Source organism: Sphaerisporangium sp. NPDC049457, from assembly GCF_055586705.1.
Window position 1 is genome coordinate 572,359 of sequence record NZ_JBVJHR010000001.1, and the last position, 26,799, is coordinate 599,157.

General features: G+C 72.9%; 16 protein-coding genes. 11 read left to right on the plus strand and 5 right to left on the minus strand.

The features are described from left to right. Positions 1 to 98 precede the first annotated feature (98 nt). From ACZ6QO_RS02370 to ACZ6QO_RS02390, 5 genes are all read left to right on the plus strand, one after another. Positions 99 to 1,163, plus strand: coding sequence for an ATP-binding protein (locus ACZ6QO_RS02370; RefSeq protein ID WP_465846847.1), 1,065 nt, complete (start codon positions 99 to 101; stop codon positions 1,161 to 1,163). Next, positions 1,153 to 3,705, plus strand: a complete 2,553-nt coding sequence (locus ACZ6QO_RS02375) for a DUF5682 family protein (protein ID WP_465846849.1) — start codon at positions 1,153 to 1,155, stop codon at positions 3,703 to 3,705. The genes ACZ6QO_RS02370 and ACZ6QO_RS02375 overlap by 11 nt, the downstream gene beginning before the upstream one ends. A 421-nt stretch (positions 3,706 to 4,126) precedes the next feature. Continuing rightward, positions 4,127 to 5,308: a VWA domain-containing protein gene (locus tag ACZ6QO_RS02380; protein WP_465846851.1), complete on the plus strand. Its 1,182-nt coding sequence runs from the start codon at positions 4,127 to 4,129 to the stop codon at positions 5,306 to 5,308. Between the two features lie 236 nt (positions 5,309 to 5,544). After that, the gene (locus ACZ6QO_RS02385; RefSeq protein ID WP_465846852.1) at positions 5,545 to 6,957 is read left to right on the plus strand and encodes an MFS transporter; all 1,413 of its coding nucleotides are present in this window, start codon (positions 5,545 to 5,547) and stop codon (positions 6,955 to 6,957) included. A 69-nt stretch (positions 6,958 to 7,026) separates the two neighbouring features. Continuing rightward, on the plus strand, positions 7,027 to 8,142 hold the full coding sequence (locus ACZ6QO_RS02390; RefSeq protein WP_465846854.1) for an enolase C-terminal domain-like protein: 1,116 nt from the start codon (positions 7,027 to 7,029) through the stop codon (positions 8,140 to 8,142). 310 nt (positions 8,143 to 8,452) lie between these two features. Here ACZ6QO_RS02390 and ACZ6QO_RS02395 read toward each other — a convergent pair whose 3' ends face one another. From ACZ6QO_RS02395 to ACZ6QO_RS02405, 3 genes are all read right to left on the minus strand, one after another. After that, positions 8,453 to 10,051: an FAD-binding oxidoreductase gene (locus ACZ6QO_RS02395; RefSeq protein WP_465846856.1), complete on the minus strand. Its 1,599-nt coding sequence runs from the start codon at positions 10,049 to 10,051 to the stop codon at positions 8,453 to 8,455. A 354-nt stretch (positions 10,052 to 10,405) separates the two neighbouring features. Further along, complete coding sequence (locus ACZ6QO_RS02400; protein WP_465846857.1) at positions 10,406 to 11,878, minus strand: LCP family protein; 1,473 nt, start codon at positions 11,876 to 11,878, stop codon at positions 10,406 to 10,408. A gap of 348 nt (positions 11,879 to 12,226) precedes the next feature. Continuing rightward, on the minus strand, positions 12,227 to 13,720 hold the full coding sequence (locus ACZ6QO_RS02405) for an alpha/beta hydrolase family protein (RefSeq protein ID WP_465846858.1): 1,494 nt from the start codon (positions 13,718 to 13,720) through the stop codon (positions 12,227 to 12,229). Between the two features lie 203 nt (positions 13,721 to 13,923). Between ACZ6QO_RS02405 and ACZ6QO_RS02410 the strand changes: the two genes are divergently transcribed. Next, on the plus strand, positions 13,924 to 15,051 hold the full coding sequence (locus tag ACZ6QO_RS02410) for an exonuclease SbcCD subunit D (protein ID WP_465846860.1): 1,128 nt from the start codon (positions 13,924 to 13,926) through the stop codon (positions 15,049 to 15,051). A gap of 88 nt (positions 15,052 to 15,139) precedes the next feature. Then, a complete protein-coding gene (locus ACZ6QO_RS02415) occupies positions 15,140 to 19,441 on the plus strand; it encodes an AAA family ATPase (RefSeq protein ID WP_465846862.1) in 4,302 nt (1,433 codons plus the stop codon). Between the two features lie 198 nt (positions 19,442 to 19,639). Here ACZ6QO_RS02415 and ACZ6QO_RS02420 read toward each other — a convergent pair whose 3' ends face one another. Next, a complete protein-coding gene (locus ACZ6QO_RS02420) occupies positions 19,640 to 20,317 on the minus strand; it encodes a M50 family metallopeptidase (protein ID WP_465846864.1) in 678 nt (225 codons plus the stop codon). Between the two features lie 461 nt (positions 20,318 to 20,778). On the opposite strand from ACZ6QO_RS02420, the gene ACZ6QO_RS02425 reads away from it, so the two are divergent. From ACZ6QO_RS02425 to ACZ6QO_RS02435, 3 genes are all read left to right on the plus strand, one after another. Then, positions 20,779 to 21,249 (plus strand): nuclear transport factor 2 family protein, encoded by a 471-nt coding sequence (locus ACZ6QO_RS02425; protein WP_465846865.1) that lies wholly within the window; start codon positions 20,779 to 20,781, stop codon positions 21,247 to 21,249. 68 nt (positions 21,250 to 21,317) lie between these two features. Further along, positions 21,318 to 22,469, plus strand: a complete 1,152-nt coding sequence (locus tag ACZ6QO_RS02430) for a magnesium and cobalt transport protein CorA (protein WP_465846867.1) — start codon at positions 21,318 to 21,320, stop codon at positions 22,467 to 22,469. Between the two features lie 201 nt (positions 22,470 to 22,670). Then, a complete protein-coding gene (locus ACZ6QO_RS02435) occupies positions 22,671 to 23,240 on the plus strand; it encodes a TIGR03086 family metal-binding protein (RefSeq protein ID WP_465846869.1) in 570 nt (189 codons plus the stop codon). A gap of 60 nt (positions 23,241 to 23,300) precedes the next feature. Here ACZ6QO_RS02435 and ACZ6QO_RS02440 read toward each other — a convergent pair whose 3' ends face one another. Continuing rightward, a complete protein-coding gene (locus tag ACZ6QO_RS02440) occupies positions 23,301 to 25,514 on the minus strand; it encodes a thiamine pyrophosphate-dependent enzyme (RefSeq protein WP_465846871.1) in 2,214 nt (737 codons plus the stop codon). Positions 25,515 to 25,721: 207 nt separating this feature from the next. Between ACZ6QO_RS02440 and ACZ6QO_RS02445 the strand changes: the two genes are divergently transcribed. Then, positions 25,722 to 26,771 carry a hypothetical protein gene (locus ACZ6QO_RS02445; RefSeq protein WP_465846873.1) on the plus strand — a complete coding sequence of 350 codons (1,050 nt, stop codon included), beginning with the start codon at positions 25,722 to 25,724 and terminating at the stop codon, positions 26,769 to 26,771. Positions 26,772 to 26,799: the final 28 nt, after the last annotated feature.

The following is a 26,799-nucleotide window of genomic DNA, read 5'->3' on the forward strand; positions in this document are numbered from 1 at the left end:
GCCTCCGCGACGCCGGGCTCGCGGTCGCGGCGGCGCCGCCCGTTCTCTGACCGACATCTTCGATCTGGCCGACTACGCGAAAGCGAGCTGAAGCCGATATGACCGTCCTGCGTCCGCACGCGGAAGACCTCTACGCCGAGGAGCTGGCGATCCTCGCCAAGTCCGACGACCGGCCGAGGCCGCCGGGCTGGCGGTTGTCGCCCTGGGCCGTCACCACCTACCTCCTGGGGGACGGCCGCGAGATCTCGCCCAAGTACATCGGGCCGCGCCGCATCGTCGAGGTCGCCGTCGCCACCCTCGCCACCGACCGCGCGCTGCTGCTGCTCGGCGTCCCCGGCACCGCCAAGACCTGGCTGTCCGAACACCTCGCCGCCGCGATCAGCGGCGACTCGACGCTGCTGGTACAGGGAACGGCCGGCACCGCCGAGGAGGCCATCAGATACGGGTGGAACTACGCCCGGCTGCTCGCCGAGGGGCCCTCGCGCGACGCGCTGACTCCGAGCCCCGTGATGCGCGCGATGGCCGAAGGCCGGCTGGCCCGGGTCGAAGAACTCACCCGCATGCCCTCCGACGTGCAGGACGCGCTGATCACCGTCCTGTCCGAGAAGACACTGCCGATCCCCGAGCTCAATCAGGAGGTGCAGGCGGCCCGCGGGTTCAACGTCATAGCCACGGCCAACGACCGCGACCGCGGCGTCAACGAGCTGTCGAGCGCTCTGCGCAGGCGGTTCAACACGGTCGTCCTGCCCGTCCCCGCCACCGCCGAGGAGGAGGTCGACATCGTGTCCCGGCGGGTGGCCCAGCTCGGCCGTTCGCTGGAACTGCCCGCCACGCCGACCGGCCTTGAGGAGATCCGGCGGGTCGTCACGATCTTCCGTGAGCTGCGCTCCGGGGTGACCGCCGACGGGCGTACGACCGTGAAGTCTCCCAGCGGCACCCTCAGCACGGCCGAGGCCATCTCCGTGGTGACCAGCGGCATCGCGCTCGCCGCCCACTTCGGTGACGGGGTGCTCCGCGCGGGGGATGTGGCGGCGGGCATCGTCGGCGCCGTGATCCAGGACCCTGTGTCCGACCGTGTCGTATGGCAGGAGTATCTGGAGACCGTCGTCCGCGAGCGTCCCGAATGGCGCGACTTCTACCGGGCCTGCCGCGATGCCTCCTGAGCGCGACTCCCACGTCACGAGGGCGACCGATCCGGTCACCGGCTCGCGGGCGCGTGGCGCCGGTGGGCGGCGGGCACGGGCCGGGGCGGGGCCGGCCGGTGTGACCGTGCTCGGCATCCGCCACCACGGGCCCGGGTCCGCCAAGGCGGTGCGCGACGAGCTGGCACGGCTGCGCCCCGACATCGTGCTCATCGAAGGACCGCCCGAGGCCGACGGCCTGGTCGCGCTCGCCGCCGACCCCGACATGGAACCGCCGGTGGCCCTGCTGGCGCACGTGCCGGGCGAGCCGGCCAGGGCGGCCTTCTGGCCGTTCGCCGAGTTCTCGCCCGAATGGCAGGCCATCAGGTACGCGGCCCGCGCCGGGATCCCGGCGAGGTTCTGCGACCTGCCCGCCGCGCACGGCCTCGCCGAACACCCCACCCCCGACCCCGCCGACCCCGCCGATCCCACTCCCGCCCCTCAGGACCACATCCCCCCGCCATCCCCGAACCCCGTCCCGAAGTCACCGGACGCCACCTCAGAGCCACCGGACACCGCCCCAGAGCCACCGGACGACACCCCGGGGTCCCGGGACGTCGCTCGCGATTCGCCGGAGGGCACTACGGAGTCCGGGCCGGGAAGCGGTGGTGGGCCGGGGGGCTCCGATGAGCCGGAGGGGCGTGACGGGCGGGAGGCCGTGCGGCGCGACCCGATCGGGGAGCTCGCGAGGGCGGCCGGGTACGACGACCCCGAACGCTGGTGGGAGGACGCCGTCGAGCATCGCGGCGACACCCCGTTCGAGGTGATCGCCGACGCGATGGCGGCGGTCAGAGAGGGATACGTTCCCCACGAGCACGAGGCCCGGCGCGAGGCCTACATGCGCAAGATCATTCGCGGCGCCCTCAAGGAGGGGCACGAGCGCGTCGCCGTGGTCTGCGGAGCCTGGCACGTGCCGGCGCTGCGCGAGCCGGGCCCGGCCGCCCCGGACGACCGCCTCCTGCGCGGGCTGCCCAAGGTCAAGGTGGAGATGACGTGGGTCCCGTGGACGTACGGGCGCCTGGCCTCCTGGAGCGGCTACGGCGCCGGCGTCACCTCGCCCGGCTGGTACGACCACCTGTTCACCGCGCCCGACCGCCCGATCGAGCGGTGGCTCACGGCGGCGGCCCAGGTGCTCCGCGACGAAGACCTGCCGGTCTCCTCGGCCCACGTCATCGAGGCCGTGCGGCTCGCCGAGGGCCTCGCCGTCGTGCGGGGCCGCCCGCTGGCCGGCCTCGGCGAGGTCACCGAGGCGGTCCGGGCGGTGCTCTGCGAGGGCGACGAACTGCCGGTGGAGCTCATCCAGCGGCGCATGGTCGTCGGTGAGCGCCTGGGCGGCGTCCCGGACGACACGCCGATGGTGCCGCTCCAGCGCGACCTGCGCGACCGGCAGCGGCGGCTGAAGCTCAAGCCCGAGGCCCTCGAACACGACCTCGACCTCGACCTGCGCAAACCACTCGATCTCGACCGCAGCCGCCTGCTGCACCGGCTGGGCCTGATCGGCGTCGGCTGGGGCAGGCCTCGCGAAGCGCGCGGCAAGGGCACCTTCCGCGAGTCGTGGACGCTCCAGTGGCGCCCGGAGTTCGACATCGACCTCATCGACGCGGGGGCGTACGGCACCACCGTCCCGGCCGCGGCCACCGCGCGGGTGCGCGAACTGGTCGATCTCGGCTCGGGGCGTACGGCCCGGCACGCCGCGCCCAGCGCGGCCTCCGCCGCGCGGACCGCCACGACCCTGGCCGAGCTCACCGGGGTGGCCGAACGATGCCTGCTCGCCGACCTGCCGGAGGCCCTGCCCGACGTCCTGGCCTCCATCTCGACCCGGGCGGCTCTCGACAGCGACGTCACCCACCTGATGGCCGCGCTGCCCGCGCTGGTGCGCGCCCAGCGCTACGGCGACGTCCGCGGCACCCCGGCCGCCGGTCTGTCGGTCATCGTTGAGTCGCTGCTCGGCCGCATCCGCGCGGGGCTTCCCGCGGCGGTGACCGGGCTGGACGACGACGCGGCCAGAGAGATGCTCGGGCACGTCGACGCCGTCCACGCGTCGGTGGGCCTGCTGGAGTCGCGCAGAGAGGGCTGGCTGGCGACGCTGCGGGGAGTCGCCGAGCGGCGTGACCTCCACGGGCTGATCGCGGGCCGGTTGACGCGCATCCTGCTCGACGCCGGCACGATCCCGGCCGAGGAGGTCGCGCGGCGCATGTCCCGGTCGATGTCGGCCGGCGCCCCGCCCGCGCAGGCGGCGGCGTGGGTCGAGGGGTTCCTCTCGGGCAGCGGTCTGCTGCTCGTCCACGACCCCGGCCTGCTCGCGCTGATCGACGAGTGGCTGACCGGGCTCACCGGCGAGGCGTTCGTCGACGTGCTGCCACTGCTTCGCCGCACGTTCGCCGCGTTCGGCCCGCCTGAGCGCCGCGCCATCGGCGGACGCGTGTCCTCCGGGGAGACGACGAGGGCCACCACGCCCGAGGCCGATCACGACCGCGCCGCCCCCGCCGTGCGCACCGTGCTCTCCATCCTCGGGAGCGCCTGATGGGCCGGCGTGCCGGCCGGGGTGCCACTTCCCTTGGCACTCCGGCCCGTCCCCGCCGACGACCCCAGGCCGTTCGCCTGCGGGCGGCGGGGCGGCCGGCTCGCCGTGGAGCCGAGGTGGGCCGCCGGGATCCAGGGCAGAGGGGGGCCTGCCGCGGAACGGGGTGTTCCGCGGGTGAGGGCGGGCGAGGAGGGGGTGCGGCGAGGAGATGGGGGTCCGCGAGACGGAGAGGCGCGAGGCGGAGGAGTGCCGTCGGTGAAGTGGCTCGGGACGCCATAAGGCGGAGGGGGTGCCATCAGGTGAAGGGCTCGAAGGCGCCTTGGGTGCAGAGGGCGTGAGGGGGGCACTGGGCCGAGGAGGCTCGGGATGTGACGGGGGCGGGCGGCAGGCGTCCGTGGTTGGCGGGTGGAGGGAGATGTCGATGGACGAGCGGTTGCGGCGGTGGCGGTTGGTGCTGGGCGGGGACGCCGACGGCACGGGGCACGCGCTGGGCGGTGAGGACGCGCAGATGGACGCCGCCCTCGCCGCGCTGTACAACGGCGGCCAGGGCTCGGGGCAGGGAGGTCCGGGCGGGGGCGGCGGCGCCCAGCGCGGCGCCGGGCTGGGCGCGTCGGCGCCCCGGGTGGCGCGCTGGCTGGGCGACATCCGCACCTACTTCCCCTCGACGGTCGTGCAGGTGATGCAGAAGGACGCCATCGAACGGCTGAACCTCACCCGCCTGTTGCTCGAACCCGAGATGCTGGAGGCCGTCGAGCCCGACGTGCACCTCGTCGGCACGCTGCTGTCCCTCAACCGCGTCATGCCCGAGACCGCGCGGCGGTCCGCCCGCGCGGTGGTGCGGAAGGTCGTCGAGGACCTCGAACGGCGACTGGCCCAGCGCACCAGGACGGCCATCAGCGGGGCCCTCGACCGGTCGGCCCGCACGCACCGGCCGCGCCGGGTGGCCGACATCGACTGGGACCGTACGATCCGGGCCAACCTCAAGAACTACCTGGCCGACAGGAACACGGTGGTGCCGTCGCGCCTGGTCGGGTACGCCCGCAGGCAGCGCGCGGTGACCCGCGAGGTCACGCTGTGCATCGACCAGAGCGGTTCGATGGCCGCCTCGGTGGTGTACTCCAGCGTCTTCGGCGCGGTGCTGGCGTCGATGCGGTCGCTGCGCACGTCTCTGGTGGTGTTCGACACCAGCGTGGTCGACCTCACCGACCAGCTGCACGACCCGGTCGAGCTGCTGTTCGGCACCCAGCTCGGCGGCGGCACCGACATCAACCGGGCCATCGCCTACTGCCAGGGGCTCATCACCCGTCCGGCGAACTCCATCTTCATCCTCATCAGCGACCTGTACGAGGGTGGGGTGCGCGAGGAGATGCTACGCAGGGTCGCCGCCATGACCGCGGCCGGCGTCCAGGTGATCGTGCTGCTGGCCCTGTCCGACGAAGGCCAGCCGCACTACGACCGCGACAACGCCGAGGCGCTGGCCGCCCTGGGCGTCCCCGCGTTCGCCTGCACGCCCGACGCCTTCCCCGGGCTGATGGCCGCGGCGATCGAACGGCGGGACATCGCCCAGTGGGCCGAACGCACCCTCGCGGTCCGCGCCACATAGCGCGATGTCGGGATAAATCTATAAATGACCAGATATGCGGCGCATGCGTGGTTTGTGGTACACCGGTCGTCGTCGGCCGAGCCGGTGGCGCCGGCCGTGGCCGGTGCGCGCCCGGCCTTCCGGACGGCGTCCGCGGGTGCTCCGGCCGCGATGGCGGCGCGGTCCAGGCGTCCTAGGACGAAAGGCCGGGGCAGATGGCCGATGCGGCGGACGAGACGCATTCCTACGGTGAACAGGTGTCCTTGAAGTTGATCGAATCGCCCGCGGCGTCTCCTCCCGGAGTGTTCAGCCGCCCCTACCGAGGGCTGAGCGCCGGCATCGTCGCCCTCGTCATCCTCATCGCGTTCGAATACCTCGCGGTCGCGACGGCCATGCCGGTGGTGGCCCGCGCCCTGGACGGCCTGACGCTCTACGGGCTCGCCTTCAGCGGGTCGATGGCGGCCGGCGTGATCGCCACCGTCGCCGGCGGCCGGTGGAGCGACGTGCGCGGCCCCGTCGCGCCGCTGTGGACGGGGGTCGGCGCATTCACCGCCGGCCTGCTCATCGCCGGGCTGGCGCCCACGATGCACCTGCTCATCATCGGCCGTTTCGTGCAGGGCGTCGGCGGCGGACTCTTCTCGGTCGCGCTGTACGTCGTCGTGGCGCAGGTCTACCCCGCCGAGATGCACCCCCGGGTGTTCTCCCTGCTGGCGACGGCATGGGTGCTCCCGTCCATCGTCGGCCCGGCCATCACCGGCGCCGTCGTGGAGCACATCGGCTGGCGGTGGGTCTTCCTGGGCATTCCGCTGCTGGTGGCCCCCGCCGCCGCGGTGCTGTGGCGGGGGCTGGCCGGACGGTCGTCGGTCGTCCCGCCGCACGACGAGCCGCGGCCCGAGGCCTCCCGCGCCGGGTTCGGGGCCCGGCTGGCCTGGGGCGGCGTGGTGGCCGCCGGCGCGGCCCTGCTCCAGTACGGCAGCGGCCTCGGCCGCGACGGGTACGTGATGCTCGTGGCGGGCCTCGCCGTCCTCGCCTTCGCGCTCCCGCGGCTGCTGCCCCGCGGCACGATGCGCGCGGCACGCGGCTTCCCGGCGGTGGTGCTCCTGCGCGGCCTGGCCGCCGGGGCGTCGTTCGCCGCCGACGTGTTCGTGCCGCTCATGCTGACGGGCGAGCGAGGACTCAGCCCCACGCTGGCGGGCCTGTTCCTCACCGGGTCGGCGCTGACCTGGTCGCTCGCCTCCTGGATCCAGGGGCGCGGCCGGTACGACCGCACAAGGCTGCTGCGCGTCGGCACCTTCCTGGTCGCCGCCGGCATCGCGGGCACGGCCTCGCTGGTCTTCGACGCCGTCCCGCTGCTCGCGGGCCTGATCGCGTGGCTGGCCGCCGGGTTCGGCATCGGCCTGGTCTACCCGACACTGTCGGTGCTCACGCTGGAACTGTCCGCTCCCGGCGAGGAGGGCAGGAACAGCTCCTCGCTGCAGATCGGCGAGTCGGTCTTCTCGGTCGTCGTCGTCGCCGTCACCGGCGCGGTCTTCGCGGCGTTCGCCACCGCCTGGTGGGTGTATCTGGCCTGCTTGGGACTGATGGTCGCCCAGGCCGCCCTGGGCTTGCCGATCGCCGGCCGGGCCGAGCGTTCAGCCACCCGGTCGACCGGAGGCGGCCTCCCCGCGTGAGGCCTGCGTTTGGAGCGCAACCCCGCAGCGGGCACCATGGAAGGGACAGGTGTTCGATGAGGGGGTTCCATGCCGCGCGTCCGTGAGCTCGAGGTCTTCCGGCTCGTGCTGCCCTATGGCAGACGTCCGGAGAGCATCCTGGTCAAGCTCACCGACTACGGCGGCATGACCGGCTGGGGAGAGGTCGTCCAGCCGGGGGAGACCCGGCCGCTCACGGCGGCCGCTGACGCCGCGCACGAGGCGGCCGCCGGCGAGGCGGCCGACCGTGACCGTGACCGTGACCACGTGCTCGGCAAGACGTGGGCCACGCTGGAGGAGTCGCTGGGTCCCGCGCTCCTCGGCGTCGACTGGGAGCACCCCGACGAACTGGGCACGATCCCGGGCGGCACCGCCGTGGATCTGGCCTGCTGGGACCTGTGGACGCGGATGGAAGGCGTCCCGCTGGCGCACGCGATCGGCGGCAGCCGCACGTCCCTGATGGCGACCGTGCGACTGGCCGCCGAGCGGTCGCTGGAGGCGATGGTCGCCAGGGTGAACCGCCACGTGTGCGCCGGGTACGCGCACGTCACCCTCGACGTCCACCCCGGCTGGGACGTCGAGCCGGTGCGCGCGGTGCGCGCGGCCTACCCCGCCCTGGCGCTCGCCGTCGACGCCCGCGGCGCCTACACCGACACCACGGCCCTTGCGGCGCTGGACTCCTACGGCGTCACCGCCATCGAACGGCCCTTCGGCGGCCCCGGCGCCACCGCCGACCTCGACCTGCACGCCGAGCTGCAAGAACGGGTCACCTCGCTCGTCGCGATCGAGGTGCACTCGGTGGCGGCGCTGGAGGAGGCCATCGCGGCGCGGGCCGGCAGCGCGCTGCTGCTGCGCCCCGCGAAGTTCGGGGCGCTGCGCGCCGTGCGGACGGCGCACGACCTGGCGGTGGGGGCCGGATGGGACATCACCGCCGCCGGCGGGCGCGGCACCGGCCTGGCCCGCGCGGCCACGGTCGCCGTCGCCAGCCTGCCCGGATGCACACTGCCCAGCGACGTGACCGAGCCGCCGCGCAGCGCGCAGATCGTGACGCCGCCGGTCGGCGCCTCCGGCGGCGTCGTCGCCGTCCCGCTGACCCAGCCCGGCCTCGGCCACCTGGTCGACGAAGACCGCGTCCGGCGGCTCGCCAGCGACTCCTTCCGAATCTGACCCCGCCACGCCGACGACTCGCGCCCGCGTCACGGCTGGTGCGGTGTCCGCGAACGTTCGCCGTGCCGGGCCGCCGTAAGCGGCGCCGGTTTCGCCGTACCCGTGACCGGCCGCTTCGGCGCCGGAGAACGCATCCACGGGGGCGAAATCCTCGGCACGGTCGGAGTAGATGGACATCGCTTCGGCGCCGGAGGACGCGTCCACTGGGTGGCGAGATCTCCGCTGCACAGTCAGGGTAAGTGGCCACCGCACCAGTCCGGGCCTCCCCGCAGGCTTGGATGTCGTCACGCCGGCGGCGGCGGGCCTGAGGTCACCTGATCGACTGGTCGTGCCGGAAGATGTCGTGCGGGTCCCATGTGTGCTTGGTCCGGCGCAGGCGCTCGTAGTTGTCGCCGTAGTACAGGCGGTACCACGGCGTCCCCGAGGTGTTCCACTGCGGGCTGCTCAGGTCGCGGTCGGGGTAGTTGATGTAGCACCCGTCCGTGACCGCGTCCGGGTCGACCGCGCCGTCGGCCGCCGCGGGCGCGGGCACGCCGCCGTCGGCGTGGTAGACCCGGCGGTACAGCTCGCGGATCCAGCGTTCGTGGACGGCGTCCTCCGCCGGGTCGGTCCAGTACGTCTGGTACTGGAGCTTCATGATGGAGTCGCGTTGCGCCACGGCGGTCTCGTGCGCGCCCACCGCGTTGATCGCGCATCCGTAGGTGTCGACCTGGATCAGCGCCTCGGGGTTGGCGTAGGCGGTGTTGTCGTAGCCGTCGTCGCCGGGGACCTCGGTGCCGTCGCGCGCGCCGGACAGGAAGTTCCACATGACCTCGACGTGCTCGTCTGGGAACGGTTTGCGCATGTACGCCGACTTGTACTTACCGCGCCGGTTGGCGCCCGAGCCGTTGAGCGTCTGTGTCGCCTGGATCCAGGGCATCAGCCGCGGCTCGTCGTGCATGCCGTCCATCCGCGGATGCTCGCCGGTCTCCACGTCCAGGGTGGCCCGGGGAACGTCCAGGCCGTCCTCGACCTGGGCGAGGAAGGCGTCCAGGCGGTCGCGGCCCGCCGCGGGGTTGGTGGCCTCCACCTGCGTGATGAGCCCGATCTTGCCGGCCGCCCGGTGGGTGAGCTTGAGGATCGAGAAGAGACCGGCGTACTCGCTGCCGGGCCGGCTGTTCTCGGCGCAGAACCGCCCGAAGTTCCTGACAAGCCTGGCGAAGCGGTCGTAGGTCATGTCCTCCCAGTCCCAGCCGACGGCGCTGAGCCAGACGTTGATCGGCGGCCGGGGCAGGTCCTTGAACCAGTAACGGGTGATCACCCCGAAGTTGCCGCCGCCGCCCCCGGTGTGCGCCCACCACAGGTCGTGCAGGTCGCCGTCGTCGTCCCTGCGGGCGATCACCGCCTGCGCCTGGTAGTCGCCGAGCGGTTCGCGGCGCACCACGACGACCTCCACGGCGTACAGGTAGTCGACGGTGAGGCCGTGGCGGCGCGACAGCAGCCCGTAGCCGCCGCCGCAGACATGGCCCCCCGCGCCGACCGAGTAGCACGACCCGGCGGGCAGGGTGCGGCCGGACTCGCGGTACAGCCGGGCGTAGTTGTGCCAGTTCGTCGTCCCGGCCTCCACGCAGTACGCCCCCATGGCGGGGTCGTGGCGGACGCCGTCCATGCCGCCCATGTCGATGATCACCTGGACGTCGCCGCCGGCCACGAAGTTCTCGTAGCAGTGGCCGCCCGAGCGGACGGTGACCCGCGTGCGGCCGCTGTTCAGCGCCTCGTTCAGGGCGCCGATCACCTCGGCGGTGGACCGCACGACCTTGACATAGTCGGGACGTGCGGTCCAGCGCTGGTTGAACCCCTGGCACAGCGCGCCGTACCTGTCGTCGACGCCGGTGACGGTGATGCCCGAACTGGCTTCCGCGTTGGACACTGCGCTCTCCTTGTCAGGATTGTCGGCGTTGCCGGCGGGACGCTCGGGGATGGAGGCGCCCATGCCCGTGTGCGGGCTCAGGTGGCCCGGCGTGGCGGCGCGGGGCTGTGCGACCTCCGCCGCCGGAAGAGTGGCGGGCTGCCGGAACAACGCTCGTAACAGGCCACCCGGGGCGCGGATGAGGGAACGGGAAGGACGCATCGTCGCAGAGGGCTCTCAGCACGACCGCGTCACGGGGGGCGGACACACGAGAAAGACTTACCGTAGTCATGCGGCTACTTCATGTGATCGAGGTGTCGCCGTTATCGAACCGTGACCTGGCGCGGGCGGCGCGCCGTCCCTGTGGCCAGGGCGTCAGGCGCCGCAGATGCCCTGTTCCGCGTGCTTGCCGGGCGAGCCGGCGCGTGTGGCGGACGCCGATGGGGACGGGGTGCCCGCCGCCCCGCGAGAGGCGGTCGCCGCAGGGGACGACGTCGCGGCGGCCGAGGCCGAAAGGGAGAGCCTCGCGGCGGCCGAGTCGCGTATCGCCTCGGCGCTCCGCGCGCGGATCAGCGCCCAGTCGGGGTCGGCGGTGCTGATCAGGGGCGGTACGAACTGCACCCCGGTGACCCGGGCGCCGCGCACCTTGACGGCCAGCGGCACCAAATGCTCCAGCATCGGACGCGGGATGTCGGTGCGGAACATGCCCTTCGACGCCCGGGCCAGCTGGTTGAACCTGACCAGCACGGTCGCCGGGTCGGCCTGGTGGAGCAGGGCGTCCAGCACGCACCGCTGGCGTCCCATGCGCGTGTAGTCGTCGCTGAAGGTGCGCGACCGGGCGAACCACATGGCGTCCGCGCCGGGCAGCCTGCGGGTGCCGGCCTTGACCAGGCCCTCGTTGTACTTGCCGAACACCACGTCGGTCGGGACGGTCAGCGTCAGGCCGCCGAGCGCGTCGATGATCTTGGCCAGCCCCCACATGTTGACCAGGGCGTACCAGTCGATGTCCAGGCCCAGGGTGTAGCCGATGGTCTGCTTGAGCGTCTCGGGGCCCATGCCGCGGCGGCCGCCGAACAGCTCAGGGTGGGTCTCGGCGTACTCCCACACCGCGAACAGCAGGTCCTCGCGCGAGCCGTCGGGGTTGGCGGGAAGGCGGAACCCGGCCGGGAACCTGCGCCGCATGGGGCTGCCGGGAGGGAAGCGCACCTTCTCCAGGTTGCGCGGCAGGCTCAGGAGCACGGTGTCACCGGTGCGGACGTCCACGCTGGCCACGTTGAGGCTGTCGGTGCGCACGCCGACCCGGTCGGGCTGCCAGTCGCCGCCGAGGAGCAGGACGTTCACCCGCGTCCTGCCCGCCCACGGGTCGGCGGGCGGCGCGCCCGGGCTGGGCGCGGCCGCCGCCGCGGTGGCCGGGGCGTCGAACACCGTGTCCAGCGTCTCTCCCGACACCATGGCGTACTGGGCGACGACCACGAACGGGATCGCCACGGTCACCGCGAGCGTCCCGGCGAGGACGCCGGAGACCACCTGCCCGGCCCGCGGCAGCTCGCCCGGCCGCAGGATCACGTACGAGCGGACCAGCAGGGCGAACCAGCCGAGCGCCGCGACCAGCGCGATGGCGACGATGGCGCGCAGCCACGCGGGGTCGAGCAGGCGGCCCGCCAAGCCCGCGTCCGCCGTGAGCGCGACGGCCCCGAGCGCCGCGAGCAGGACACCGTACGCGCACAGCAGCAGCGCCCCGGTACGGCGGCGCCCGGCGCGCAGATGCGCCGCGCCCGGCAACAGGGCCGACAGGGCCGTCCACCCGATGACCGCGGCCGTCTCCCGTGGCTTGATCTTCTCCGGCAACGCTCATCCCCTTCGATCAAGGGGGCAATCTAACCGCCGCAGCCGACACGGACGTGAACGCGCCGGGAACACCCGTCGAGTTGTACAGGTACGCGAAGAAAGAGACACCCAACCAACCGGCTGGCACACGCACCACCACCAGAAAGCCCCGAGCGGCCACCTAAAGCGGCAACCGCCCACCTGCCCCGCGCTGCTCCCTCCCGTCCCCGCTTCTTCTCGTCCCGCTTCCTCCGGTGGGCTTTCTCATCGGCGCCGCGTCGGCGGGATGATGGACGGTGGTTGTCGGCGCCGTCTTACGGCGGGGACCCGGCGGGCCTCTCCCGTCATCGCATCAGGGATGGCGAGCGGCTACCAGGGGATGCCGAACAGGCCGTAGTACGCTGCGGTGATCATGAGCATGGCGGTGCCGCCGAGTACGGCGGCGAGCGCGAAACGCTGCCAGCGTCCCGGCTCCCAGCCGTCCCGCAGGGCGGTGACGACGGCGGCGACCGTCGTGACCTCCTGCACCATCATGAGGATCGCCAGCACCCGGACCACGAGCCACCCCGAGAGCACGGCAGGCCACGCCCCCGCCTGGTTCACCGAGAACAGCACGATCAGCGTGATGAACGCCATCACGGCGGCGAGCAGGCCCACGCCCGTCCAGGCCATGCGGCGCAGGCGACGGCGGATCCCCGGCCACAACTCAGGGCGGGACGCGATGGCGTCCCGGCCGCGCAGCCGTACGACCATCTCGGTGACCGGCGCGGCGACGTAACCAACGGCGGTCAGCGTCAGCGCGAAGCCCAGGATGGCGCCGCGCGCGTACCACGGGGCCGTGGGCACGTCGGCCGCGACGTACCGCTGCACGGGGGTGGCGCCCGCGATCTGCGCCCCGGCCGGCGGCCGCGTCGTGCCGGGCAGCCCGAGCACCCAGTTGGCCAGCGTCTCCAGGTATCCGTGGGCGAACGGCCCGCCGTTCACCCTCATCGCGTGGTCGGCGCCGCCCAGGAAGCGGATGGTGTAGCCCGAGTTGCGCGCGTCCTGCAGCGCGGCGGTGAGCTTCTGGGTGCTCTCCACGAACGGGATCGACGGGTCCATCGTGCCGTACAGCGCCAGCATCGGCTGCGTCACCCGCCGCAGCACCGGCACGCTGTCATAGCGCAGGAAGTCGAAGCCGACGCCGCCCATCGCCTTGGTCAGCAGCTCGCGGACCCCGGCGGGCGCGTGCAGGCGTTCGAGCTGCTCGTTCAGCGCCCACGCGACCTGCCGCATCGGTGACACGACGGGGGCGGACACCATCACGGTGAAGGCGACGTCCATGCTCTTGGCCGCCGCGATGGGGATCACCCAGGTGCCCTCGCTGACGCCCCACAGGCCCGTGCGGCCCGGGTCGACGTCGGCGCGCTGCCGCAGGACCTCGATCATGTGGAGGGCGTCGTCGGCGAGCAGGGTGAAGTCGCGGTGGCGGAAGTCGTACCCGACCGTCCGCTTGTCGTAGGTGAGCGTCACCACTCCGGCCCGCGCCAGCCAGGTGGCCTGCGTCGTGAACTCGCCCCGGTCGCCAGAGCCCGAGCCCTGGACGAAGACCAGCGCGGGATGGCGTCCGGGAGTGCGCGGCGACCTGATCGTCGCCGTGAGCGTGGTGCCCTGCGTGGGCACCGAGATGTCCTTGACGTCGATGGGGCCGTCGTGCGGGACCGCGCCGTACTCGGCGGCGGGCTGCGCCGGCAGGGCCTGGAGGCCCGCGCTCTGGCTCAGCCGGGGCGGGTCGAAGGACGGAGGGGACAGCACGTAGCCCACCGTGGCCAGGACCCCGAGCAGGACCCCGACCGCCACGCTCAACCGGCTCCGGACGCTCACGCCACCTCCTCCTCAAGGCGGCTCGTCGTCGGACCGTGCACCGTGGCCGACTTCACAGGCGGGCCTGCCCTGGTGCGCATGTCCTCTATACGAGGGCGTTCCGCCCTTAATATGACCTCCGATCATCAGGTTAAGTCACGCGGATGGAACGATGGTGCTTGAGGGGCCACCTTTGTCGGTGAGACCTGTTAGCTTCCTGCGACATGCGTGTGCTGCACACCTCCGACTGGCATCTGGGCCGGGCCTTCCACCGCGAAAGCCTGCTTGAGGCCCAGGCCGCCTTCGTCGACCACCTGGTGGAGACGATCAGGTCGGAGCGCGTCGACGTGGTGGTGGTCGCCGGCGACGTGTACGATCGCGCGCTTCCTTCCGTCGACGCGGTGGCGCTGTGCAACGAGACGCTGCGCCGGCTCGTCGCCGAGAACGTCCGCACCATCCTGATCAGCGGCAACCACGACTCCGCGCGCAGGCTCGGCTTCGGCGCCGACCTGATCGACGCGGCCGGCGTGCACCTGCGCACCGACCCCGCCCGCGTCGCCGAGCCGGTCGTCATCGACGGCGTCGCCTTCTACGCCATCCCCTACCTCGAACCCGAGGTCGTCCGCGCGCCGTGGGAGCTGGCCGAGCGCAGCCACTCGGCCGCCATCGAGCACGCCATGGCGTTGATCCGCGACGACCTGGCCGGGCGCGGCACCCGGTCGCTCGTGCTCGCCCACGCCTTCGTCACCGGCGGTCAGGGCAGCGACAGCGAGCGCGACATCAGCGTCGGCGGCGTCGCGCACGTGCCGGTCACCGCCTTCGACGGCGTCGACTACGTCGCCCTGGGCCACCTGCACGGCCGGCAGCGCATGAGCGAGTCCGTCCGCTACTCCGGGTCGCCGATCGCGTACTCGTTCTCCGAGGCCGCGCACGTCAAAGGGTCCTGGCTCGTCGACATCGGGCCCGGCGGCCTCGGCGCCGCCGAGTTCGTGCCCGCCCCGGTGCCGCGCCCGATCGCCCGCGTCAGCGGCCGGCTCGCCGATCTGCTCACCTCAGAGCGGTGGGCGCGGTTCGAGGGCCATTGGCTGCAGGTCACCCTCACCGACCCGGTGCGGCCCAAGAGCGCGATGGAGAGCCTGCGGCGGCGCTTCCCGCACACGCTGGCCCTCGCCTTCGAGCCCGAGACCACCGCGCAGGCCGCCCCCCGCGCGGCCCGTCTCTCCGGCCGCCCCGAGATCGAGGTCGCGCTCGACTTCATCCGCGAGGTGCGCGGCGAGCCGGCCGACGACGACGAGACGCGGCTGCTGCGCGAGGCCGTCGAAGCCTGCCGAGCCAAGGAGGCTCTCGCGTGAGGCCCCATTCCCCGTCCGTCCACCGCCGCCGCGCCACACGCCGTGGCGGCGAGGCGCACCCCCGCACGGCGGAAAGGGGGTGCCGCCGATGAGGCTGCACCGGCTGCGGCTGAGCGCCTTCGGCTCCTTCCCCGGCGAGGAGGAGGTCGACTTCGACGCCCTCGGCGAGGCGGGCCTGTTCCTCGTGCACGGCCCGACGGGCGCGGGGAAGACCACCGTGCTCGACGCCGTGTGCTACGCGCTGTACGGCCAGGTGCCCGGCCAGCGCAACAGCGCCCGGCGCCTGCGCTGTGACCACGCTCCCGCCGATCGCGGGCCTAAGGTCGTTCTGGACGTCACCCTGCGCGGCAGGCGCTTCCGCCTCACCCGCTCGCCGGTCTGGCAACGCCCGAAGCTCCGCGGCGAGGGCCTGATCGAAGAGAAGGCGAAGGTCCTGCTCGAGGAGGTTCTCCCGTCCGGCGAGCGCGTCTTCCTGTCCAGCCGCGCCGACGAGACCGGCGAACTGGTGGGCGGGCTGCTCGGCATGAACGCCGACCAGTTCTGCCAGGTCGCGATGCTGCCTCAGGGAGATTTCGCCCGTTTCCTGCGCGCGGACGGCGAAGAGCGGCGCAAGCTGCTCGAAAAGCTGTTCTCCGTCAAGATCTTCAGCGATGTCGAGCGGTGGCTGGCCGACCACCGCACCGCCGCAGGGCACGAACGCCAAGAGTCACGCCAGCGCGTCGACTCCGTCATCGACCAGATGCGCGGCGCCGCCGGTCCCGCCCTCCTGGCCCCCGCAGACGCCCCCACCACCGACACCACTCCCACGACGCTCGCCCCGGACGCCGCGGAACGACCGCTGGAGTGGGCGCAGGCGCTGCTCGCCGTGGCGCGGGAAGCCTACGAGACCGAGACTCGAACCCAGGTGGCGAGCGAGGCGGCGCTGCGGTCGGCGCGCGCCGAGATCGAGGCGGCCCGCGAGCTGGCCCAGCGGCAGCGCGCCCACGCCGAGGCGCTGGCACGCCGCGACGCCCTCGACCGCACCGCCGACGAGCGTTCCGACCTTGAGTCCATCCTCGCCGAGGCGGCTCGCGCGGACGCTGTGCTGCCCCTCGTCCAGCAGGCCGAGCAGCGCGCCGAGGCCGCCGCCAAGGCCGAAGGCCTGGCCGCGGACGCCGTGGCCCGTGCCCTCCCGCTCACCGGCAGACTATCCGCCGCCCACGCCCTCGATCCCAGCGCACCACACCCGCTCAACCAGTTCGAGTCCGCCTCGCGTGACGGCGGCGTACCGCACGTGCCGGAGTCTTCCGGCGTCCGGGTGCGGGACGCGTCGGGCGTGTCGCGCCTGGGTGAGCCGGTCAGTCCCGAATGGCTGGCCGAGTTGGCCCAGGCCCGCCGTGACGAGATCGTGCGGCTGGAGCAGCTCCGGCCTGAAGAGACGCGCTTGGCGGGCCTGCGCGAGCAGCTCGCCGCGTCCGGAAAGCGCCTCGCGGTGCTCGCGGCACAGGAGGCCGAGACCGCCGAACGGCTCGCGACGCTGCCCGAGCTGCGCCGGCAGACCGGCGAGCGCCTCGCGCAGGCGCGCCTTGCGGCTTCCGGGCTCCCCGGGGCCCGCGCCGCCGTGTCCGCCGCGACCCGCGACCTCGAGGCCGTCCGCCGCCGGGACGCCTTGGCCGAGCGGCTCGCCGCCGCCGCGCGCGACCTGCTGAGCGCCCTCGCCGCCCTCCCCGCTGACCTTCGCGTCTCATCACCGTCCGAACCCTCCGACCCCATGAGAATGGCCGAGTCCGCGGCGCGGGTGGGCGAGGGTGCGGGTGACGCGGCGCCGGTGGAGGCGGGCGTGCATCTCGCGTCCGGCGGGCTTGCCGATGTGCGGCTCGGCGCGGCGCCGTCGGCGGGGGAGTCGGTGGTCCTCGGGCCTGATCCCCTCGCGGAGGTGGCGCGAGGGGTGGCGTCCGGGGGACGGTTCGCGTCCAGCGCGGCGCGGGTGCGGCAGGTCGCGCGGGAGGTCCACGACCGGCTCGCCGCGCTCGAACGGGCGCATCGCGACGAGCTGGCGGGACTGGAGCTTCGCCGCGCCGAGGAGGCACGGTTCACCGAGGTCCGCGCCAAGCTGCGAACCCTGGACGACCGGCTCGCCGAGCTGGCCGAGCGCGAGGCCGCCCTGTCCGCGGCCCGCGCCGAGCTTCCCGCCCGCTTGGAGGACGTCCTCGGACGGCTCGCGACGGTGCGGGCCGAGGCCGCGCTGATCCCGGGCGCCGCGGCGGCCTGTCAGGCCGCCGCCGTCCTGCTGGAGCAGGCGTCGCGTCGTGACGCGCTCACGGCCGAGCTCGAAGCCGCCGAAGGCGAACGGCGCCGGGCAACCGACGAGGCCCAAGAGGTGCGCGACCGGCTCCAGGCCATCAGGCAGGCCCGCATCGACGGCATGGCGGCAGAGCTGGCCCGCGGCCTGGTGCCCGGCGAGCCCTGCACGGTGTGCGGCTCCGCCGACCACCCCGCGCCCGCGTCCCCCGCGCTGCCCACCCCGACGGTGGACGACGAGCAGGCGGCCCAGACGCTGTCCGACGCCGCTCAGGAGGCGCGCCAGGCCGCCGAGGGCGCGGTCGCGGTGCTGTCCGCCCAGCTGCAGGACGCGACGCTTCGTGCCGAGGGCCTGTCGGCGGAGGCGGCGCGGGCCGCGCGTGACGAGGCCGAGGCCGAGCTGGCCCGTCTCCATCTGCTCGCCGAGCAGCTCCCCGGCATCGAGACGCGGGCCGGTTCCCTCCAGGACGAACTCGACGCCGCCACGAGCCAAGCGCGCGACCTCGATGTCCTGATCGCCGAGCAGCGCGCCCACCAGGCCGGGCTGCGCCAGGAGCTCGGCCACCTGACCGAGGTCCTGGACGCGGCGCGCGGAGGCGACGACACGGTGAGCGCTCGTCGTGCCCGGGTCACCGGCGAGACCGACCTGCTGGTCGTCGCCGTCCAGGCCGCCACTCGCGTGGGCGAGACCGCCGACGCTTACACCGAGGCGCGCGCCGCCGTCCTCCGCGCCGCCGAGGACAAGCCCGCCACGGCGGGCGCCACCAACCCGCCTGACGTCGAGGATGAGCAGGTCGCGGCGCGGGCGGTCGTTTGGCGTGACGCTCGGGATGAGCTGACGGCGGCGCGGGCCGAGGAGGCGTTGCGCGAGGCCGAGGACGCGCTGGCCAGGCTGCGGGAGGCCGCCGAGGGCGAGGCCGCGCTCGTGGAGGCGGTGGGCCGCATCGAGGCCGAGATCGCCGAGTTGAGCGAGACGGCGACGCGCGTCGGCCTGGAGATCGCCGCCGAGCGCGCCGCCGAGACGAACACCGCCGCCGACGCCGCACGGCTCACAGAGCGGCTGGCCGAGGCCAGAGGCGAGGACGCCACGCTCGCCGCGCGGCTCGAACGGCTCCACGACGAGGCCGAACTGCTGCGGGACGCCGTCGAAACCGCGCGGCTCGCCCTGGCCGAGAGCGCGGAACGGGACGCCGCCGTGGCCAGGGCCGAGAGCGCCGCGGCGAAGGCCGGCTTCGCCGGCCTGGCGGACGTGCGGGCCGCCACCCGTCCGGCGGCGGCGCGCGATTCCATGACCGAGCGACTGCGGGCGCTGGACGCCGAGCGCGCCGCCGTGGTCAAGGTGCTGGCCGACCCCGCGCTGGCGGCCGCGGCCGCCGTGCCCGCGCCCGACCTGCCCGTCCTCGCCGAAGGCCACGACCGGGCCGAACGCGAGCACGCCGTGCGCACCTCCGCCCGCGATCAGGCCAAGGGACGGTACGACGAGCTGCTGGCGCTCACCGGGAGGCTGGAGGCGGCGCTGGCCGACTGGCGGCCCGCGGAGGACCGCTACCGCCTGGCCAAGCGCCTCGCCGAGCTGGCCGTCGGCACCTCCTCCGACAACAGGCACGACATGCGTCTGTCGTCGTACGTCCTGGGGGAGCGGCTGCGCCAGGTCGTGGACGCCGCCAACGAGCGGCTCGACCACATGTCCGGCGGTCGCTACAGCCTGCTGTACGACGTGCGCAAGTCGGCCGCGGACCGCAAACGGTCCGGCGGCGGGCTCGGGCTGCGCGTCCTCGACGGCTGGACCGGCGCCGACCGCGACCCCGTGACGCTGTCCGGCGGCGAGGCGTTCATGACCTCGCTGGCGCTCGCCCTCGCGCTGGCCGACGTGGTGACCGCCGAGGCGGGCGGCGTGGAGCTCGGCACGCTCTTCATCGACGAGGGCTTCGGCACGCTGGACGACGAGACGCTCGACGGCGTCCTCGACATCTTGGACGAACTGCGCGACGGCGGCCGGGCGGTCGGCATCGTCAGCCACGTCGCGGAGCTGCGGGCCCGCGTGCCCGCGCAGCTCAAGGTGACCAAGCAACGGTTCGGCTCCACCCTCGCCGTCGCCGTCCCGGCCTGAACCACCCCGGCACACCGGAGCCGCCGCCGCCCCCAAGCCCCGCCCCGATGAGACCCGGCAGATTCCGCATCGCACCGCGCTGCGGGTGGGTCTCGTCGGTCGCCACACTCTGCGGCGCGTGTGTCGCCGGTCGGCTGATCTGTGGTGTGGTGAGCGCCGGCCCGCTTCACCTGGCGGTGCGGGTGGGTGGGTGGTGGGTCAGGTGGCGTTGAGGAGGTCGAGTACTGCTCTGGGGGTCAGCAGGTAGGCGCCGATGATCAGGGCCGCGCCGGAGACGAGCAGGAAGAGGAAGACGAAGAACCCGCCGGGGAACGGGGTCAGCCGTGCGAGCTGGTCGGCGTCGGAGTCGGGCGCGCGGCCTCGGCGGCGTTTGCGGCGCAGCTCCAGGATCGGCCGGACGCCGCCGATGAGCAGGAACCACGCCGCGAGCTGCGCGCCCACCGTCTGGATGTCGGAGGAGGCGAACCAGGACAGCGCGAACACCGCTCCGCCGATCGTGAGGAGCGACACCACCCCGAAGACGTTGCGGATCATCAGCAGCATGCAGGCGAGCAGCAGGAGGATCGTCCAGAGCAGGATCGTGATGTACCCGAGGGCGGTGAGCCAGGCTGCGCCCAGCCCGAGCAGCGACGGGGCGACGTACCCGGCGGCCGCCGTGAAGATCATGCCCGGTCCGGTGGGGCGTCCTCGGGTCAGGGTGACGCCGGAGGTGTCGGAGTGCAGACGGATGCCCTGGAGCTTGCGCCGGGTGAGCAGCGCCACGAGCGCGTGCCCTCCCTCGTGCGCGACCGTGATCAGGCCTCTGGAGATGTGCCATGACGTGGGATAGACGACCACACCCAGGGCGACGAGCGCTGCCAGCGCGGTGATCCACATGGGCGGGTCCGGCTGCGCGGTGGTCAGCCTTGCCCAGAGACCGCTGAGCGTCTGCAGGGTCCACCTCCATCGGTTGCGCCGCCGGACGGTGCCGTGGGCGAGAGCACGCGGACATAGCCTCGCATGCCCGATGACACGCCATGTCCCGTGACCGACTAGAACAAGATTCGGTTAGGGGAAGTCGTGCCCTCGTGCCTGCTTTCTGCTGCGGTTCGAGGAGTTCGTGGTGTGGCGCCGAGGGGGGTCCGGCGGCCCGAGGCCGATGAGCGAGTCCTCAAGGCGTGAGGAGGGTGAGCGGTCCTCGGCGCATCGGTCGCGTGCTCCGGCGTGGTTCGGGCTCGGTGAAGTCCGGGTGCCGGTGGTATGCCGGTGACGGGATCGGCGTTCCGTCAAATGCGCTCTAAGCTGGGAGAGTGCACAACTCCCGTACACCGGCATCGCGACCCGCGGACCACCAGAAGGTGATCCGCGGGTTCTTCGATGCCTTCGGGCGAGGTGACACCGACGCCCTCGGACGGTGTTACCACCCGGATATCAGCTTCGGTGATCCTGTCTTCCTCGAACTGGAAGGCCGGGCCCTCGTCGTGGGCATGTGGAGCATGCTGCTCGCGTCGGTGACAGATCTTCAGGTGTCGGCGTGGGACATCACGGCCGACGAGCATTCGGGCGGCGCTCGATGGTCGGCCGGCTACGTCCTGCGGCGCAACGGCAGACGGGTCGTCAACCAGGTCCAGGCGCAGTTCCGGTTCGAGGACGGGCTGATCGTGCGCCACCACGACGACTTCGACTTCCGCGACTGGTCGACGCTGGCGCTGGGGAGGCCGACCGGCATGCTGGTCGGCTGGACTCCGGCTCTGCGCCGCAGGATCCGCGACCAGGCGCGCCACCGGCTCGACGAGTACCTGCGAAGTGGGTCTCCCATATCGGGCTAAGGTCTGACACGGGCGGGTCCATCAGGTTGCATGTTCGTGACCGCCCCCGATCATCAGGGGAGGTGTCGATGTCGGATCGTCGTGTGCGCGGACTGAGGGACTTGATGCGCGCGCCGGTCGTGCGAGGTGGCGATCACGAGGTCGCCCCTGAGCATTCGATGGACCCCCGCCCGCAGGAGACCGATTCCCCGGCCACGCGGCACAGCGTGATCGACAACGCGATCTATGTCGACGGCAGGCGCGTCGACAGTCCGCCGTCGCTGGCCGAGGCGGTGGCCGCCCTGCGGTCCCGGCACGGCAGCATGGCCTGGATCGGCCTGTACCGTCCGGCGGAGTCCGAGATACTCAAGGTGGCCGGCGAGTTCGGGCTGCACGAACTCGCCGTCGAGGACGCCATCGTCGCCCACCAGCGGCCCAAGGCCGACCGGTACGGCGACACGCTGTTCCTGGTGCTGCGGGCCGCGCAGTACCTCGACTCGCCGGAGAAGGTGGAGTTCGGCGAGCTGCACGTCTTCGTCGGCCGTGACTTCGTGCTCACCGTGCGCCACAGCGAGGCCCCCGACCTGAGCCAGGTCCGGCGCAGGATGGAGAACGACCCCGACCTGCTGCGCCAGGGGCCGCAGGCGGTGCTGTACGCCATCCTGGACGCGGTGGTCGACGGTTACGCGCCGGTCGTGGCGGGCCTGCAGAAGGACATCGACGAGATCGAGGTGCAGGTCTTCGGCGGCGACCCGGCGGCGCCGCGGCGCATCTACGCCCTCTCGCGCGAGGTCATCGAGTTCCAGCGGGCGACCCGGCCGCTGCTGGAGATGCTGAGCAACCTGATCGCCGGCTCGCCGAAGTACGGCGTCGACGGCGAGCTGCAGCGCTATCTGCGCGACGTGGCCGACCACGCGATCACCGTGGTCGAGCGGGTGGACAACTTCCGCCAGATGCTCCAGGACATCCTCATCGTGAACTCCACGCTGGTCAGCCAGGCGCAGAACGAGGAGATGAAGAACGTCACCCAGGCCAGCTACGCCCAGAGCGAGGAGGTCAAGAAGATCTCCTCCTGGGCGGCCATCCTCTTCGCGCCCACCCTGGTCGGCACCATCTACGGCATGAACTTCACCCACATGCCCGAGCTCGGCTGGGCGTACGGCTATCCGTTCGCGGTCGCCCTCATGGCCGCGGTCTGCGTCACCCTCTATCTGATCTTCAAACGCCGCGACTGGCTCTGACCCGCCGACTGCGGAAGTCCGGTCCGCCGGGCGTGGCCCCGATCCGTCGCCCGGGGATTCGCTCCGCCGGACGCGGTCCCGGTCCGCCGGCAGAGGTCCGCGGGGCGTGGTCCGGTGGGCGGGGCGGGCGTTCCAGGTTTGATCCGCCGCGGTGCGATCGGGCGGCGGGATGAGACGCCCATTCCGGGTAGGTCCTCGCGTATGGAGGATCGTCTGCTGGAACTGCACGCCGTCGCGATGGACGAGTTCGGCCTGCGGGTGGGGATGGTCGCCGGCGACATGTGGGACGCTCCGACCCCGTGTTCGGAGTGGACCGTCCGCGATCTGGTGAACCACCTGCTGGTCGAGCAACTGTGGGTGCCGCCGCTGCTGGCGGGGGAGACGGTCGGCGGCGTCGGCGACCGCTTCGCCGGCGACCGGCTCGGCGACGACCCGGTGGCCCGCTGGACGGTGGCCGCCGTCGCCGCGCAGCGCGCGCTGGCCGAGCCGGGGGCGCTCGACCGGGACGTCCACCTGTCGTACGGGACGGTGAGCGCCCGGCACTACTGCATGGAGATGACCGCCGACCTCGCCGTCCACGCCTGGGACCTGGCCCGCGCCCTGCACGCCGACGACCACGTCGACCCGGGGCTGATGAGCGCGGCCTACGACCACCTGCTGCCGATGAAGGACACGCTGGCCGCCAGCGGCCTGTTCGGCGAGCCCGTGCCGGTGCCGGGGGACGCCGACGCGCAGACCCGCACCCTCGCCCTCACCGGCCGCCGCCCCTAGAGCACGCCGACCTTAGAAGACGCCGACCTCGAACACGCCGCCCCTCAGAGGGCGCCGCCGTCAGCCGAGGAGTTTGCGGGCGGCTTCCTCGATGTCGGACTCCGACAGCAGCACGTGGGCGGCCGCGTCGCCGAGCGGGACGAAGCTGTCCCTTGAGGTCACCCGGGCGACCCGGCCGGTGTAGCCGCTGTCGGCCAGCGCGGCGAGCACCCCTTCCGACACGCCTCCCGAGGCGCGGGTCTCGTCGGCGATCAGCACCCTGCCGGTCAGGTCGGCCGCGCGCAGCAGGTCGTCCACGGGCAGCGGCGACAGCCACCGCAGGTCGAGCACCCGGCAGCCGTACCCCTCGGCGGTGAGCCGGATCGCGGCCCGCAGGCTCATGCGCACCCCGTTGCCGAAGGTCACGATGGTGATGTCCCTGCCGTCGCCGTAGGAGCGGCCGCGGCCGATCGGCACGTGGGTCTCGGGCCACCGCGACGGCGGGACGTAGGGCGCGAGCCAACCATTGTCGCCCTCGTCCATCAGGTCGCGGGTGTTGTACAGGGCGATCGGCTCCAGGAACACCGACACCTCGCCGTCGGCCGCGGCGGCGGCGACGCAGGTGCGCAGCATCGCCGCGGCGTCGTCGGGCCGGGCGGGCGAGGCGACGACGAGGCCCGGGATGTCGCGCAGCGCCGCCACGGAGTCGTCGTTGTGGAAGTGGCCGCCGAACCCCTTCTGGTACGCGTACCCGGGCACGCGGACGACCATCGGGTTGCGGTAGGCGCCCTTGGAGAAGAACCGCAGCGTGGCCGCCTCGCCGCGGAGCTGGTCGAGCGCGTTGTGCAGGTACGCCAGGTACTGGATCTCGGGGATGGGCAGCAGCCCGGAGGCCGCCGAGCCGAGGGCCAGCCCGAGGATGGACTGCTCGTCGAGAAGGGTGTCGAAGACCCGTCCGGCGCCGAAGCGCTTGAGCAGCCCCCGCGTCACCCCGTACACCCCGCCCTTGCGGGCGACGTCCTCGCCGAACAGCATGATCTCGGGATGGGCGCCCATCAGGTCGGCGAGGGTGCGGTTGATGGACTGGGCGAGCGTCAGCGGCCCCTCGCGCTCTGGCGGGGTGTCGCCGAACAGCGGGCCGCGGTCGGCCGCCCGCCGCGCCGCCAGCGTCGCCACCTGGGCGGGGTGGCGGGGCGCGAGCGGCTCCATCACCTCGCGCGCGGACCCCAGCCTCGGCCGGCGGGTGCACTCAAGGGCGAGCTTCAGTACGTGCTCGCGCAGGGACTCGTAGCGTCCGGTCACCTCGTCGGGCGTGGTCAGCCCGGCCTCCACCAGCATCTTGGCCGTGGCGACCAGCGGATCGCGGCCCAGGTCGGCGGCGATCTCGCGCGGCGCGCGGTACGCCGACTCCACGTCGGAGCCGGCGTGCCCCATCAGGCGCACGGTGCGAAGGTGCAGGAACGCCGGCGATCGGCGGGTGCGCACGTGCTCGACGGCCTGCCTGGCCGCGTCGTACGCCTCGGCCAGGTCGCAGCCGTCGGCGCGGAAACTCGGGATCAGCGGGTGGCCGGCGGCCTGGACCCACCCCTCGGGGGTGCGCACGCTGATGCCGATGCCGTTGTCCTCGCAGACGAACAGGATGGGCAGCGGCAACCCCTGGTAGGCGCAGTACGCGGCGGTGTTGAACCCGGTCAGCGCGCTCGCGTGGTTGACCGAGGCGTCGCCGAAGCTGCACACCGCGATCGAGCCGGCCGGCCAGGGCGAGCCGGGGACGCCGAGCTTGCGGGCCCGCTCGATGGCGAAGGCCACGCCGACCGCCCGGGGCAGATGGCTGGCGATCGTCGAGGTCTGCGGGATGATAGCGAGGTCGGGGTGGCCGAAGACCTTGTGGCGCCCGCCGGCGATGGGCTCCTCGGCCGCGGCGGTGAGCCCGAGCAGCACGTCCCGCAGCCCTTCCTCGGCGAGGCGGCCGGCCTGCGCCGACCTGGTGAGGTAGAACGCCCCCGAGCGGTAGTGCAGCAGCGCGGGGTCGGTGGCGCGCAGAACCGCCGCCGGCGCGGCGTTGCCCTCGTGCCCGGCCGAGCCGATGGTGTAGAAGCCCTCGCCCTGCTCGCGGAGCCAGCGGGCGGCGATGTCGAGCAGTCTGCTGGCGAGCTGGATCTCGAACAGGTCGCGGCACAGGACGCCCGTCAGCGACGTGCCGGCCCGCACGGGCAGGCCCGGATCTCGTCGGTCGCCCGGGATCATCGCGGCGACCGACTCGAGGAAGTGCGTCTCTACTGTGTCGCGGGCCACAAGGCCGATTATGTCGCCACGAACCGCGTCGCGTCCCGTGGCTTGCCGAGACCGTCTCATCATCGGTCCGCACCAGGAGATTTGACTGCGATCAATGACCGTTTGTCAGATCCCCCAACCACTGTCGCCCCCTGGCCGTCCTATCTGACAAAGGAATGACGTGGCACCCTCAAGCCGCGTTAAGGCAACGGGAAGGATGGATCCCCCGTGTTACAACGCATCCGCGCCATCGTCGTGGCGATGGCGATGGGCGCCGGAGCCCTCGCTCTGGTGGCCACGCCGGCGACGGCCGTGGTACAGGCGGCGCCCACCGTCTCCTCGGTGGACGTCAGCCCCGACACGGTCCGCGTCTACGACAGGGACGGCAAGGCCGTCACCTTCAGCTTCCTGGTCGACGGCGCCACCACCGGTGGCTTCACGCTGAAGCGGCCCGACGGGTCGACCGTCGACGTCGAGGCCAAGAAGGTCGGCGACACCGACGGCAAGCAGAAGTGGCAGGGCACCCGCACGTTCACCCGGTCGGACGCCGACGGCGAGTGGAACGTCACCGCCAAGGCGACCAGTGTGGTCGGCACCGGGACGGCGAGCAAGGCCTTCCAGGTCAAGCAGATCTGGCGCACCCACATCTCGGGCTTCCGGGTCGGTCCCGACCCGGTCGACGAGGGTGACCGGCTCGCGGCGCGCGGCCGCCTGACGGTGGAGCGCGCGAGCGACTGGGACGGCTACCGTGGCAAGCGCGTCACGCTGCTGTTCAAGGCCGACGGCGCGCACCGCTGGAAGGCCGTCGGGCACGACTGGACCGACCGCGGTGGCCGGTTCTGGATCGGCGCCAAGGCCGTGGAGTCCGGCTGGTTCCGCGCGGTCTTCACCGGCGCCTCCGGCGTGCGCGGGACGGCCAGCCGCTCCGAGCACGTCAAGGTGCGCGAGGTCTTCAAGCCCGCCGCCACCCGCATCGTCAAGTACAACGCCTATCCCGAGCCCGTGAAGTACGGCAAGTACGTCAAGCAGACGGGCAAGCTGCAGGTCTGGGACGGCCACCGCTGGGCCGCCTACGACCACGTGAAGGTCGCGCTGTACTTCAAGCGGGCCGGTCACAGCAAGTGGGAGTACGTCAAGACGGCCGGCACCAACGGCGCCGGGGCCTTCTACACCAAGGTCAAGGCGTGGCACTCCGGCTACTGGAAGATCAAGTTCAAGGGGAGCCACGACACCAAGGCCTCCAGCAGCAAGAGCGACTACGTGAAGGTCAAGAAGTAGCGCACGACATGATCACCGCGAGGTGACG

Bases quoted from the DNA above. Each gene is read 5' to 3' on its own strand.
- ACZ6QO_RS02435 (WP_465846869.1), top strand. From the start codon at position 22,671: ATGGAGGATCGTCTGCTGGAACTGCACGCCGTCGCGATGGACGAGTTC.
- ACZ6QO_RS02430 (WP_465846867.1), top strand. From the start codon at position 21,318: ATGTCGGATCGTCGTGTGCGCGGACTGAGGGACTTGATGCGCGCGCCG.
- ACZ6QO_RS02415 (WP_465846862.1), top strand. From the start codon at position 15,140: ATGAGGCTGCACCGGCTGCGGCTGAGCGCCTTCGGCTCCTTCCCCGGC.
- ACZ6QO_RS02370 (WP_465846847.1), top strand. From the start codon at position 99: ATGACCGTCCTGCGTCCGCACGCGGAAGACCTCTACGCCGAGGAGCTG.
- ACZ6QO_RS02410 (WP_465846860.1), top strand. From the start codon at position 13,924: ATGCGTGTGCTGCACACCTCCGACTGGCATCTGGGCCGGGCCTTCCAC.
- ACZ6QO_RS02420 (WP_465846864.1), bottom strand. From the start codon at position 20,317: ATGTGGATCACCGCGCTGGCAGCGCTCGTCGCCCTGGGTGTGGTCGTC.
- ACZ6QO_RS02375 (WP_465846849.1), top strand. From the start codon at position 1,153: ATGCCTCCTGAGCGCGACTCCCACGTCACGAGGGCGACCGATCCGGTC.
- ACZ6QO_RS02390 (WP_465846854.1), top strand. From the start codon at position 7,027: ATGCCGCGCGTCCGTGAGCTCGAGGTCTTCCGGCTCGTGCTGCCCTAT.
- ACZ6QO_RS02380 (WP_465846851.1), top strand. From the start codon at position 4,127: ATGGACGAGCGGTTGCGGCGGTGGCGGTTGGTGCTGGGCGGGGACGCC.